This window comes from Achromobacter sp. DMS1 (assembly GCF_001270295.1).
This window is the reverse complement of sequence record NZ_LHSJ01000123.1, coordinates 1-12,038: the sequence shown is the minus strand read 5'-3', so window position 1 is coordinate 12,038 and position 12,038 is coordinate 1. Positions and strand designations below refer to the sequence as shown.

Here is a 12,038-nt window from a genome sequence, read left to right as displayed (position 1 = left end):
GGTGGGCAGCGCGGTGGGCGCGGCGTCCTGGGCGTCGAACGCGAATCCGGTGCGCTCGCGGACTTCGTCGATGCTGGAATCCGGATGCCAGGATTGCAGCGCCAGCCGCCCGTCGCGCTTGACGAACACCGCGATAGGCGTGACCACGCCGTGAAAGCCGCCCCAGGACGTCATGAAATCCAGGCGCTGCACGAAGGTGCGGCGCGAGTGCTCGGTGCGCCAGGTGCAGGCGCGCCGCGCCGTGGGCAGCATGACCGCGCCGCCGCCCCCGCCGGGCAGGCGGACCTTGGGCGCATGCCAGTCGCCGATGCACGAGTTGTTGGCGCAGCCCGCGCCGTCGATCTGCGCCGCGCCCAGGAAGGTAAGGTCCATGCGGCCGCGCGTGCAGAGGTCGTAGAAATCCTCGTTGGAGAAGATGGACGCGGTGTGCTCGGCCAGCACCGGGTCCGAGCTGGACAACGGCACCTTGGACGGGCGCGGATTCACGCCGCCGGCCACGTTGATGTAGACGAAATCCCAGTCATAGGCGCGCTTGGCCAGCAGGCAGGCCAGCATGGGCAGGGTGGAGTTGACGCCGCTGAAGGTGATCTCGTCCGGCCGGATGAACCGCGCCAGGTTGGTCACGATGTACGAAAAGCCCGACCATTGCTCAGCCATGCGCCACCTCCCGCGCTTCGGGCGCTGCATCCAGGTGCGCCTGCAAGTCGCCGTTTTTGTCCATGTAGGCTTCCACGGCCGGATAGTCGATTTCGTAGTCGGGCCAGCAGGAGCCGGGCCAGGCGCCCCGCGGCGCCACCGCGTAGGCCTGCACCATGAAGAACGGCACCAGCGTGGCCTCGGGCTGGGCCTCGAACACGGCGCTGTCCACCTGCTTCTCGGCCACCACGAGCACCGAGCGCGCCGCGCGCGACATGATGCGGTCCCAGTGCGCGGTGCCGTGCACGCGCACATTGCCCTGCGCGTCCACCTCGCAGGCGTGGATGACGGCGAAGTCCGGCCGGATGGCGGGCACCACCCAGGTGCGCTCGCCGCTGCCATAGGGATCGTCCAGGCATTTCCAGCCGTTCAGCTCGGGCAGGCCGCTGCCGTGCAGCCCGCCGCAAGGCTGGAACGGCACGCCGAAGGCCGCCGCCCGCAGGCCAGCCGTGAGGCTGGCGCAGGCATGCTCTTCCAGGCGGATCTCGCCGCGCTCGACCGCCTTGCGGTACCAGGGCGCCAGCCCGAAATTGCCCTCCATGGCCACGATGCCGGCGCGCACGCGCGCCAGCACGCCGGCCCGGCACAGAATGTCGACGTCGTAGCCGGGCGACTGCTTGATCAGCTCCAGGCCGCGCCGCTTCTGGCGGATCAGTTCGCGCACGAAGGCAAACGGCCCCCGGTGCAGAAAGCTGCCGCCCAGCGCGACCGAGGCGCCGTCGGGCACCAGCGCCGCCAGTTCCTCCAGCGAGCGCAGCTTGTTTTTCTGGTTGAATCCGGAACTCATGTTGCCTCCTTTGCCTGCCCGTTTTCTTTGCCGCCGCGCGGTGGGCGGCATGCGCTAACGGGCCTCCAGATACCGGGCGATACGCTGCTTGAGGCCGGGCTCGGCCGCCGAGCGCACCAGGCGCGCGAGGTCGCCGTCCGGGTCTTCCGCGTCCAGCGCGGCGTACAGCTGCGCGCGCGCCGTGACGGCCAGCCCCCCCCGCCACGCGCGCGGCCTCGTCCACTATTCCATCCCATGCCGCCTGCGCGGCCAACCGGGTGAGAAAGCCGTCGCGCAGCGCCGTTTCGGCGTCGAACGTGGCGGCCTGCTCCAGCACGGCGCGGGCGCGCTCGGCGCCGACCAGCGCGGCATACCGGCGCGTGCCCAGCACCAGCCCGAACTTCAGGCCGGGCATGCGGAAGGTGGCGCCCGCCTCGCCCACGCGCCATTTGCAGGCGCCGGCCAGGTCCACGCCCGCCCCGAAATTGCGCCCGTGCGCGAGCGCCAGCGTGAGGCAGGGCGAGGACGCCAGGCGCTGCAGCAGCGTCTCGATGCGCACGAAGCGCAGCAGCAGGTCGCCTTCGCTCTGCGTTTCCCAGCCGCCGAAATCGAAGCCCGCGCTGAAATTCCTGCCCTCGCCGCGCAGCGCGATGAGCCGGACGCCCCGCGCCGCAGCCTCGTCCACCGCGGCGATCAGCGCCTCCACCAGTTCCGCCGACAGCGCATTCATCTTCTCGGGCCGGGCCAGCGTCAGCATGCACACGCCGTCGCGCCATTCGACCCGCAGCGGCGCGGGCGCGGCGCGGCCCGCGGTTGCGCTCTTCGATCCGCCGGGCTGCGTCATGCCTCTGCCCCCTGGGCCGTATCGCCGCGCCCCCAATCCGGCGCGCAGCGCGTCCAGCACTTCCGCATTGTGTTCGCCCAGCGCCGGCGGCCGCAGGCGCACAGCGCTGGTCTGCCCGTCGAAGCGGACGGGCGGGCCGAAGGTGCGCGTGCGCGCGCCGTTGGGCAGATCCAGCGGCTGCACCCAGCCCATGTGCGCCACCTGTTCGTCGGCCAGCACCTCGGAATACGTGTTGATGGGCGCGCAGGGCACGCCGGCCTCGCGGAAGCGCGACAGCCAGTGCGGCGCTTCGTGGGCCGCGAATACGGTTTCCAGAATGCCGCGCAGCTCGGCCTGGTTGCGCGCGCGCGCGCGCTGGTGTCCACGAAGCGCGGATCGGCAACCAGGTCGGCGCGGCCCACGACCTGGCAGACGCTCTTCCATAGCGCGTTGTTGCCCGCCGCCATGCCGAAATAGCCGTTCTTGCAGCGGAACGCCTGGTAGGGCGCGTTGCGCGGATGGGCGGACCCGAGCTTGGCCGGATCCTTGCCGCTGCCGAAGAATTCCGAGGTCTGCAGCGCCGCGATGCCCAGGGTGGCGCCCAGCATGGGCACGTCGATGTGGGTGCCCTGCCCCGTGGCCGCGGCCGCGCGCAGGGCCGAGGCGATGGCGAACGCGCCGTACAGGCCGGCGGAGAAATCGGCCAGCGGCACGCCGCATTTCACGGGCTCGCCGCCCGGCTCCCCCGTGACGCTCATGATGCCGCTCATGGCCTGGATGGTGAGATCGAAGCCGCCCTCCTGCGCGCGCGGCCCGGACTGCCCGTAAGCGGAAATCGAGCAGTAGACCAGGCGCGGATTGCCGCGCGACAGCGCGGCATAGCCCAGGCCGAGGCGGTCCATCACGCCCGGCCGGTTGTTCTCGATCAGCACGTCCACCGAAAGCGCCAGGTCGCGCGCCAGCGCCAGGTCGCCGGGATGCTTCAGGTTCAGCGTCACCGAGCGCTTGTTGCGATTGAGCGAGGCGAAGTTCTCGCTGTAGCCGTCGGAAAAAGGCGGCCAGCTGCGCAGGGTGTCGCCGCCTTCGGGGTTCTCGACCTTGATTACGTCCGCGCCCATGTCCGCCAGCAGCATGCCGCAAAACGGGCCCGCCGCCACATTGCATATCTCCAGCACCTTGATGCCGGCCAGTGCCGCACTGGGTGTCATGTCTGACCTCTCGTTATTAAAAATCAATATTTGGGATGAGCAAAACAATCTAAAGCGCCGCGGCGCAGCAGTGCCATGATCGGGCCTGCTCTCGAACGACTGCAAGGATTCCCCGGGGAAATTAGAACATTCCCTAGGTCGCGTGCTTATTTGTTGACCAGCATATCATCGTGTGGAATTCTCAGTAAACCAATTATTGAAATTTAAGTCCTAAATTTTAGGAAATAATAAGAGGCCGTACACGCGTCAAGCCGCGCATGCCGGCCCGCCCATGCCAAGGAGACGAAAGATGAAGATCCTGTTGCGCCTGGCCCTGGCGGGCGCGGCGCTGGCCCTGGCGGCCGGCCCCGCGGCTGCGGACACCTGGCCGTCCAAACCCGTGCGCATGGTCGTGCCGTTTCCGCCGGGCGGCGCCACCGACGCCGCGGCCCGCATCTACGCCCAGCACCTGGGCGACGAGATCGGCCAGCCCGTGGTGGTGGAGAACAAGGGCGGCGCGGGCGGAGAGATCGGCGCCGAGTACGTGGCCAAATCCGCGCCCGACGGCTACACCCTGCTCATGGGCGCGGTGGGCAGCCACGCCATCCATGCCGCCCTGCCGGACAAGCCGGGCTATGACTTCGCCACCGCCTTCGTCGGCGTGTCCATGGCGACCAGCATGCCCATGGCGCTGGCCGTCAACGCCAGCGTGCCGGCGCGCAATGCGCAGGAGCTCATCGCCCTGGCCAAGCGCAAGCCCGGCACGCTCACGTTCGGCTCGGCGGGCAACGGCACCTCGCAACACATGGCGGGCGAACTCTTCCAGGTCGTCACCGGCGTCCGCCTCATGCATGTTCCGTACCGTGGCAGCGGGCCGGCCATTACCGACCTGCTGGGCGGGCAGATCGACCTCGTGATCGAGACCCTGCCCGCCTTGCTGCCGCAGCTCGCCAGCGGCAAGATCCGGCTGCTCGGCGTCACGACCGCCACGCGGGCCACGGCGCTGCCCGACCTGCCCACGCTGGCCGAGCAAGGCGTCAAGGACTATTCCGTGGCCACCGCCTATGCGCTGCTCGCGCCCGCGGGCACGCCGCAGGCCATCGTGGACCGGCTCTCCGAAGGCATGCGCAAGGCCGCCGCCCTGCCGGCGGTGCGGCAGGCCGCGCTCAGGCTGGGCGCCGACGCGGTAGCGACCACGCCGGCCGAAACCACCCGCGTGCTCAGGCAGGAAGTCGCGCGCTGGGCCGACGTGGTGCGCCTGTCGGCGGCGCGCCGATGAATCCACCGGGCGCGGGCCCCGTGCCGTCAAGCCGGTGCCGTCGACGCCACCCGCTTTTCCACGCGGGCCGCGGCGACGCGGAAGCGCGCCTACTGGCCCAGGTAGCCGCCCCGGTAGCCCATGCCCCGCGACACCGCCTGCGCACAGGCGGCCACCTCGGGAGCCAGCTGCTTCATCCGGGCCGGGCCGAGGCGGTCCAGCGGACCGGAGATGCCCACCGCCGCCACGGGCTGGTCCAGGCTGTTGAGGATGGTCACGGCCAGCCCGCCCACGCCTTCGCGCCACTCGCCACGGTTCACGGCGTAGCCGGCCCGCGCGATCTTGCGCAGCTCTTCCTTGAGCAGCGGCAGCGAAACCAGCGTGGCGGGCGTGTGGCGCACGAGCTGGTCTTCGTAGCGGTCCACATAGCCCTCCGGCTGGTAGGCCAGCAGGGCCTTGCCCGTGGCCACGGCATAGGCCGGCGCGCGGCCGCCTATCATCGAATAGGCGCGGATGGGCTGCGGGCTGTCGATCTTGTCCACGTACACCACGTCGAAACCGTCCAGTACCGACAGGTGCACGGTTTCGCCGGTCAGGTCGGCCAGCGCCCGCATATGCGGCGCGGCCAGCTTGCGCACGTCGAGCTGGGCCAGTTGCCGGGCGGCCAGTTCGAACAGCCGGATGGCGCCGCGATAGCCGCCGCCTTCCTCGTCCTTGACCACGTAGCCGGCATGGATCAGCGTCTGCAAGGTGCGGTGCGTGTTGCTCCGGGTGAGTCCCACGCGCGCGGCCAGCGCGTCGATAGTGCGCGGCGGATTGTCCACGTCCGTCACCGCTTCGAGCACCATCAGGCCCTTGAGCAGGGTTTTGTCCATGTTTGCATGTTTCCCAATATTTAGGACATGAACATAGCATGACCGCGGCCCCCGCGATAGCCGCCCTGCTTCCGGGCTTGCGGCGCGGGATCAGCGCAGCGCGGCGCGCACCGCTTCCGAGCGGTCCCAGAGATTGGGCAGTTGGGCGGACGAATAGCCCGACACGAAGGGTTTGGCCTGGCCGGTGGCCGGGTCGTATACGTGGCGCGCCACCGCGCCGATATTGCCGCCGTACATGTGCACGCTGATCGAAACGCGGTCGGCGTGCGCGTTGGAAACGCGATGGATGTCGCCCTCCTGCGGCGACAGGCGCGCCACCTGGCCGGGGCGCAGGGTCGCGGGCTCGCCCCGCGGCGCAACGCGGCCGTCCGGCAGGCGCGCATAGCGCTGGTCGATCTCCGCGCCGCGCAGCATGCCCACGTAGCCCCATACCTCATGGTCGTGCACGGGTGTGGACTGGCCCGGCCCCCAGACGAAGCTCACCACGCAGAAACGCTCGAGCGGATCGCAATGCAGGAGATATTGCTGGTAATACTGCGGATGCGGCTGGGCACAGGCGGGCGGCAGCCAGTCGTCGTGGCTGACCAGCTCGGCCAGCGCCGCCTCCAGGCGCGGGCTTTGCGCCAGCCCTTCGGGCGTTGCCAATCGCGTGGCCTCGGCAATAAAGCGGCGCAGCCGCTCCAGGCCGGCGGGCGTCTCGGGCATGCTGGGTCTCCGGGCCGCGGTCGATGCGCGGCAATCAAGGTAAGGAAGCGATGAAAAATCCTACATGAAAGACGGGCCGGCCACGATCCGGGATATCCGCCTCCCCCTCGACGCCGGCACCGACCGCAGCGCGCCGCGCGACGCCGCTTGACAGCCGCCAGCCGTCCGTGCAGCGTATCGCACGCACGACAAGGCAGGAAATGACAACTACGCATCAGGACATTCCCCCGGCGCTTGCCCGCGCGCTGCGCGAAGCGCGGCGCATCGTTGTCTTCACGGGCGCCGGGGTATCGGCCGAAAGCGGCATCGCGACATTCCGCGACGCGCTCACGGGGCTGTGGTCGCGCTTCGACGCGCAGGCGCTCGCCACCCCTGAAGCCTTTCGCGCCCACCCCGACGTGGTCTGGGGCTGGTACGAATGGCGCCGCGCCCAGTCGCTGCGCGCCCGGCCCAATCCCGCGCACCTGGCCATCGCCGAACTGGCCCGGCGCGGCGCCGAGGTAACGGTCGTCACGCAGAACGTGGATGACCTGCACGAGCGCGCCGGCAGCGCCGGCGTGCTGCACCTGCACGGCAGCCTGCACGCGCCGCGATGCTCGGCCTGCGGCCAGCCCTGGCGCCCGGAAGCGGACCCGCCGGAAGACCCCGGCGAGGGCAGACGCATCATGCCGCCGGCTTGCGGCGCTGCGGCGCGCCGGTGCGGCCGGGCGTGGTGTGGTTCGGCGAAAGCCTGCCGGCGCGGGCCTGGCAAGAAGCGCGCGGCGCGGCCGAGCGCTGCGACCTGCTGCTGAGCGTGGGCACGTCAGCGCTGGTGTATCCGGCCGCGGAACTGCCCCTGCTGGCGCTGTCCAAGGGCGCCGTGGTCGCGCAGGTGAACCCGGCCGCCACCCCGCTCGATGCGCGCGCCCACCACAATCTGCACGGCCCGGCGGCGACGCTGCTGCCCGCGCTGCTGCGGGCGTCGGGGCTGCGACATTCCGGCTGAAAACCGGGGGCGCATCGAGGCGCGGGGAAACCCCAAATCCCAGCTGGCCCGCGCGCGGCTACATTGGCGGAAAAATCTGGCACGGAGGCCTATCATCACGTTTTCCTGGAGACTGCCCGACGTTTTCGTGCGCTCGGCCGACGGTGTGCTGCACCGTGTGATCCGCCACGCCACGACGCGGGAAACCATTGCCAAGCTGGAAAGCACGTCCAGCAATCTGCACCTGGACTGCGAATGCCGGCTCGACAACGGCGAGCCGCTATGCTGGATCGGCGGCAACCAGTATCGCCAGGTGCGCGGCAACGCGATCTACACGGCCGACGCCGCGCCGGGCCCCCGGCAGCGTGAAGTGCGCAACAGCATGGCGCCGCGCAGGGACGCGCCCGCGCGCCGGCGCGACACCCCGCTGGCGCGCGGGCTTCCGCGGGCGGTGCTGAGTCTCAAGACCGGCAACGACTGGAGCCTGATCCGCGCATGGCGGGAACATCTCAACATCAGCACGCAGGAAATGGCGGCCCGGCTGGGCGTGGATCATTCGATCTACGTCGACCTGGAGCGTCCCCGGCCGCAGCCGCGGCCCTCCGTGCTGGAACGCGTTTCACACGCGCTTGGCGTCGCGCCCGAGCAGCTCGATGACTCCCAACTGGGCGAGCATCGCTGACGCCCCGCCCCCGCGGCTGGAACCTTTTCCCTCCAGCCCGCGGGCGGGCTTTCTTCCTCTCCCATGAACCCGACGTGGAGGTAGCAGGAATGCACGGAACCGCAAGACGACTGACGGATGTACTGGCAACCGCCCCCGACGGCACGCTCTACCGCATCGAGCGTTTTGTGGCAGACCCCGACGCCTATTCCGCGCTGGGCACGTCCCGTTTCGATCCCAGCACCCATTGCTACTGCCGCACCAGTTCCGGCGAGAAAGTGGCCTGGCTGGGCGGCCAGGTCTACCAACTGCTCAAGAGCGGCACGTCGCTCACCGCGCTCGACCGCCGGGTCGTCTGACCGCGCGCCAGCCTGGCCGGCCGGGAAACGTCGCGGCATGGACATGCGGGAACGACGCTCGCGGCTGCCGATCGGGATTGCCCGTCGAGGTTGCCGGCCGGGCTTGCCGGCCGGGGCTTGCTGTTACGGGGTTGGCCAGTGCGGGGCTGCCTGCCGGGCACAGCCCATTGATGACGCGGCGGGCGCATCGACGCGCCAGGCTCGCCTGCGGAACAGGGATATGCAGGCGGAAAGAGGGGTGGCGCGCCCGGCAGGATTCGAACCTACGACCCCCTGGTTCGTAGCCAGGTACTCTATCCAGCTGAGCTACGGGCGCGCTAAAGAGGCGTGTTTATACCATGTCCGCGCGCCAACGGGCAAATCAGACAGGACGGGCGCGCCGGAGCTTGCGCGAGATCAAAGGCCCGCGGCCCATCCGTGGTTACGCTGGAACCAGCCCCGCCGCATGACATGACTTCGGCCGACGGCCGGAGATTTCCGCGCGAGCCGGGCGCGCGCAATCCTGGATCGCCGAAATGGCCAAGAAATTCCCACTGCATCCCAAACACCCCGAACGCATCTGCTGGGGCTGCGACCGCTACTGTCCTACCGAATCCCTCGCCTGCGGAAACGGCTCGGGCCGCACCATGCACCCGGCCGAGCTGCTGGGCGAGGACTGGTACACCGTGGGCGACTGGGGGCTGGACGAAACGCCCTGCGACGAACCCGAACCGCCGCCGGCCCACGCGCCCTCTCGCTAAGGGTTAGCCATTGGCAGGCTGGCAGGCGCGGTTGCGCAGAGCCGCGAAGCCGCGGCGCGGCAACCGCATCAGTCTCGCGCAAAACAAAAAGGCCTTCGATACGCAATCAAAGGCCTTTTTCGATTTTGCCGCGGGATTCCCTCGGCTCGTCTTGCAGCTTAATTTTCAGCTTGCTTCGCAAGCTTATTCTCGCGCTTGTTTTTCTTCTGCTTGCTCGTCTGGTTTTGCTTTTCTTTTGCTCTTTGCTTATGTGGCGCGCCCGGCAGGATTCGAACCTACGACCCCCTGGTTCGTAGCCAGGTACTCTATCCAGCTGAGCTACGGGCGCTCCGGCAAAGAGGCAAAATTATATCAGAAAAATAATCATGCCATCGTTGCTGCATAATCAATCAGGCATTTCCGGCTGTGCACCGATTTGATTCGGGTGATTCGATTCATCATTCGATCGAACCGGCGCCGCCTGCTCTGCTTTCCTGATTTCTTGTTTTTCAGCCACATCAAAAGAAATGGCGCGCCCGGCAGGATTCGAACCTACGACCCCCTGGTTCGTAGCCAGGTACTCTATCCAGCTGAGCTACGGGCGCTTGAAAAAGCAAGCCTTGAATCATAGCGGTATTTCACCAACTCCGCAACTGGTCAAAAGCCGCGCCCTTCTCCCGCGTACAGCCTGCGGACAGCAATCGGTCATACCGCCAGAGCCTTGAGTCTCTGGTTCTTGAGTCTCTGGTTCTTGAGTCTCTGGTTCTTGAGTCTCTCGTCTTAAGGCCGTTCGATGCCGGCCGTCATCCGGCGAGCCCGCGGCGCAATGACAGGGCGCCGCTTTCCGCGCAAGGTCCATCCTGCGCCGGGCACGCGCGGGCAGGGCTTGCGATGAACGGACAGGCTGTCCTGGGCGCTACCCGGCCCGCGCCAGCTCCGCAGGCACTTTCCAGGAATGTGAGCGGGTTCCCCCGAAGCGCCTGCAAGAGTACCGGCCGATATGGTGAGTTATCCAGGAAGGAGCGGGGACAACGTGAGGCAAAGAAAAACCCGCAGAGCGTTAGCTGCTGCGGGTTTTGAGACATCGCGGTTCAACGCGGCATCCGTATTTGGCGGAGACGGTGGGATTCGAACCCACGATGCAGTTTTTGGCCACATACTCCCTTAGCAGGGGAGCCCCTTCAGCCTCTCGGGCACGTCTCCGAAGAATTCGAGATTCTAGCAGAATTTTTTGCTTGTGGCCCCATATGCGGGCCGCCGGGCAAAAAACCCGCAGAGGCCCGTCATTCCTTGGGCGCGGGCACCTGGTCCAGGCCGAACGCCTTGTGCAGGGCGCGCACGCCCAGCTCCATGTACTTGTCGTCGATGATGACGGACGTCTTGATCTCGCTGGTGCTGATCATCTGGATGTTGATGCCCTCTTCCGAGAGCGTCTGGAACATCAGGCTGGCCACGCCCACGTGCGAGCGCATGCCGATGCCGACGATGGACACCTTGGCGACCTTTTCGTCGGTGACCAGCTCGCGCGCGCCCACGGCGGGCACGACTTCGCGCTTGAGCAGGTCGACCGTGCGCGCGAACTCGTTGCGGTTCACGGTGAAGGAGAAGTCGGTGGTGCCGGCCACAGACTGGTTCTGCACGATCATGTCGACGTCGATGTTGGCGGCGGCGACGGGGCCCAGGATGGAGAAGGCGATGCCGGGCTTGTCCGGCACGGCCAGCAGGGTGATTTTGGCTTCGTCGCGGCTGAAGGCGATGCCGGAGACAACGGCGGCTTCCATTTTTTCGTCTTCCTCAAAAGTAATCAGCGTGCCCGAACGCATTTCTTCTTCGAGCGGGATGAGCGGGTCGGTCAGCGAGGACAGCACCCGCGTCGGCACACGGTATTTGCCGGCGAATTCCACCGAACGGATCTGCAGCACCTTGGAACCCAGCGAAGCCATTTCGAGCATTTCCTCGAAGGAAACGACGGACATGCGGCGGGCTTCGGGCACCACGCGCGGATCGGTGGTGTAGACCCCGTCGACGTCCGTGTAGATCAGGCATTCGTCGGCCTTGATGGCGGCCGCCACGGCCACGGCCGAGGTGTCGGAGCCGCCGCGGCCCAGGGTGGTGATGTTGCCGCCGTCGTCCACGCCCTGGAAGCCCGTCACGATGACCACGCGGCCGGCGTCCAGGTCGGCGCGGATGCGCGCATCGTCGATGGAGGAAATGCGGGCCTTGGTGTAGGCGGAGTCGGTGCGCACGGGAACCTGCCAGCCGGCATAGCTGCGCGCCGGCACGCCCTCGGCCTGCAGCGCGATGGCGAGCAGGCCGCTGCTGGCCTGTTCGCCGGTGGCGGCGATCATGTCGAGCTCGCGTCCGTCGGGCTGGGGGGTAATCTCGCGCGCCAGACCGAGCAGGCGGTTGGTTTCGCCTGCCATGGCCGAGGGCACCACGACAACCTGGTGGCCGGCGGCGTGCCACTTCGCGACGCGGCGCGCCACGTTCTTGATGCGCTCGATCGAGCCCATCGAGGTACCGCCATATTTGTGAACGATCAGGGACATCTCGTACTCTGGCTGGGGAACCCGCCGCAAGAAGTATTGACGGGCAAAGCCACATATTCTAACGCGGCGGTAAAAAATTGCGCAGCGCCGGCTATTTTTCGTCCGTGGGGCGCACGGCCCGGGACGGCCGCGGTTCCATCCATACGCGCCCCCGGTGGCAGCGCACCGCATGGCCGGCCTGCTCCACCCGCAGCTGGCGGTCGTGGCCCAGGCTGTGCAGGCCGCGCAACTGGCGCAGCAGGTCGCGCATGCGGGCGTCGGTGGGCATGCGCGCCCCGCACAGCCCGAACCAGTAGCGCAGCACTTGCGCCTGGCGCGGCGCGGAAAGACGGCGCCAGGCGGCCAGCGAGAACGACCGTCCGTCGGGCGCGGGGTCCAGCCCGGCGAAATCGCCGCGCGCCACTTCTTCGAGAATCTGCGCGGCCTCGGCCATGTGGCCGGCATGGCGGGCCACGATGGCGCGCCAGCCCGGCCAG

Annotated in this window: 10 protein-coding genes, 4 tRNA genes and 3 pseudogenes; 5 read left to right on the top strand and 12 right to left on the bottom strand. The window is 68.2% G+C overall.

Features of this window, described 5'->3' with window-relative positions; genetic code table 11:
• From AD428_RS15080 to AD428_RS15070, 4 genes and pseudogenes are all read right to left on the bottom strand, one after another.
• Nucleotides 1-657: CoA-transferase subunit beta (locus AD428_RS15080; protein ID WP_053245713.1), on the bottom strand; the 657-nt coding region annotated here is incomplete at its 3' end.
• Nucleotides 650-1,483, bottom strand: coding sequence for a CoA transferase subunit A (locus AD428_RS15075; RefSeq protein ID WP_053245709.1), 834 nt, complete (start codon nt 1,481-1,483; stop codon nt 650-652). The genes AD428_RS15080 and AD428_RS15075, both read right to left, overlap by 8 nt.
• A 54-nt stretch (nt 1,484-1,537) precedes the next feature.
• A pseudogene (locus AD428_RS25120) lies at nt 1,538-2,219 on the bottom strand (enoyl-CoA hydratase/isomerase family protein).
• A 126-nt stretch (nt 2,220-2,345) separates the two neighbouring features.
• Nucleotides 2,346-3,493, bottom strand: a pseudogene (locus AD428_RS15070) (CaiB/BaiF CoA transferase family protein); the annotation flags it as partial.
• Nucleotides 3,494-3,782: 289 nt separating this feature from the next.
• Here AD428_RS15070 and AD428_RS15065 point away from each other — a divergent pair.
• Nucleotides 3,783-4,751, top strand: a complete 969-nt coding sequence (locus AD428_RS15065) for a tripartite tricarboxylate transporter substrate binding protein (protein ID WP_053245708.1) — start codon at nt 3,783-3,785, stop codon at nt 4,749-4,751.
• An 89-nt stretch (nt 4,752-4,840) separates the two neighbouring features.
• Here AD428_RS15065 and AD428_RS15060 read toward each other — a convergent pair whose 3' ends face one another.
• Nucleotides 4,841-5,605 (bottom strand): IclR family transcriptional regulator, encoded by a 765-nt coding sequence (locus AD428_RS15060; protein WP_053245707.1) that lies wholly within the window; start codon nt 5,603-5,605, stop codon nt 4,841-4,843.
• Nucleotides 5,606-5,695: 90 nt separating this feature from the next.
• Entirely contained in the window at nt 5,696-6,310 is a 615-nt protein-coding gene (locus AD428_RS15055; protein WP_082308431.1) for a cysteine dioxygenase, read from the bottom strand.
• A gap of 200 nt (nt 6,311-6,510) precedes the next feature.
• On the opposite strand from AD428_RS15055, the pseudogene AD428_RS15050 reads away from it, so the two are divergent.
• The 3 genes and pseudogenes from AD428_RS15050 (at nt 6,511) to AD428_RS15035 (ending at nt 8,294) form a co-directional block, all read left to right on the top strand.
• Nucleotides 6,511-7,295: pseudogene (locus AD428_RS15050) on the top strand (SIR2 family NAD-dependent protein deacylase).
• 127 nt (nt 7,296-7,422) lie between these two features.
• Nucleotides 7,423-7,956, top strand: coding sequence for a helix-turn-helix domain-containing protein (locus AD428_RS15040; RefSeq protein ID WP_235490421.1), 534 nt, complete (start codon nt 7,423-7,425; stop codon nt 7,954-7,956).
• An 89-nt stretch (nt 7,957-8,045) separates the two neighbouring features.
• Nucleotides 8,046-8,294 carry a hypothetical protein gene (locus tag AD428_RS15035; RefSeq protein ID WP_200908048.1) on the top strand — a complete coding sequence of 83 codons (249 nt, stop codon included), beginning with the start codon at nt 8,046-8,048 and terminating at the stop codon, nt 8,292-8,294.
• Nucleotides 8,295-8,533: 239 nt separating this feature from the next.
• On the opposite strand, the gene AD428_RS15030 is transcribed toward AD428_RS15035, so the two are convergent.
• Nucleotides 8,534-8,610: transfer RNA gene (locus tag AD428_RS15030), tRNA-Arg, on the bottom strand.
• 199 nt (nt 8,611-8,809) lie between these two features.
• Between AD428_RS15030 and AD428_RS15025 the strand changes: the two genes are divergently transcribed.
• Entirely contained in the window at nt 8,810-9,034 is a 225-nt protein-coding gene (locus AD428_RS15025) for a DUF3079 domain-containing protein (protein WP_053245704.1), read from the top strand.
• Nucleotides 9,035-9,285: 251 nt separating this feature from the next.
• Here AD428_RS15025 and AD428_RS15020 read toward each other — a convergent pair.
• From AD428_RS15020 to AD428_RS15000, 5 genes are all read right to left on the bottom strand, one after another.
• Nucleotides 9,286-9,362 (bottom strand) — tRNA-Arg (locus AD428_RS15020).
• 179 nt (nt 9,363-9,541) lie between these two features.
• A tRNA-Arg gene (locus AD428_RS15015) sits at nt 9,542-9,618 on the bottom strand.
• Between the two features lie 505 nt (nt 9,619-10,123).
• A tRNA-Ser gene (locus AD428_RS15010) sits at nt 10,124-10,216 on the bottom strand.
• Nucleotides 10,217-10,296: 80 nt separating this feature from the next.
• Nucleotides 10,297-11,562, bottom strand: coding sequence for an aspartate kinase (locus tag AD428_RS15005; RefSeq protein ID WP_053245703.1), 1,266 nt, complete (start codon nt 11,560-11,562; stop codon nt 10,297-10,299).
• 91 nt (nt 11,563-11,653) lie between these two features.
• Nucleotides 11,654-12,038: TilS substrate-binding domain-containing protein (locus AD428_RS15000; protein WP_200908047.1), on the bottom strand; the 385-nt coding region annotated here is incomplete at its 5' end.

Bases quoted from the DNA above. Each gene is read 5' to 3' on its own strand.
- AD428_RS15075 (WP_053245709.1), bottom strand. From the start codon at position 1,483: ATGAGTTCCGGATTCAACCAGAAAAACAAGCTGCGCTCGCTGGAGGAA.
- AD428_RS15065 (WP_053245708.1), top strand. From the start codon at position 3,783: ATGAAGATCCTGTTGCGCCTGGCCCTGGCGGGCGCGGCGCTGGCCCTG.
- AD428_RS15060 (WP_053245707.1), bottom strand. From the start codon at position 5,605: ATGGACAAAACCCTGCTCAAGGGCCTGATGGTGCTCGAAGCGGTGACG.
- AD428_RS15055 (WP_082308431.1), bottom strand. From the start codon at position 6,310: ATGCCCGAGACGCCCGCCGGCCTGGAGCGGCTGCGCCGCTTTATTGCC.
- AD428_RS15035 (WP_200908048.1), top strand. From the start codon at position 8,046: ATGCACGGAACCGCAAGACGACTGACGGATGTACTGGCAACCGCCCCC.
- AD428_RS15025 (WP_053245704.1), top strand. From the start codon at position 8,810: ATGGCCAAGAAATTCCCACTGCATCCCAAACACCCCGAACGCATCTGC.
- AD428_RS15005 (WP_053245703.1), bottom strand. From the start codon at position 11,562: ATGTCCCTGATCGTTCACAAATATGGCGGTACCTCGATGGGCTCGATC.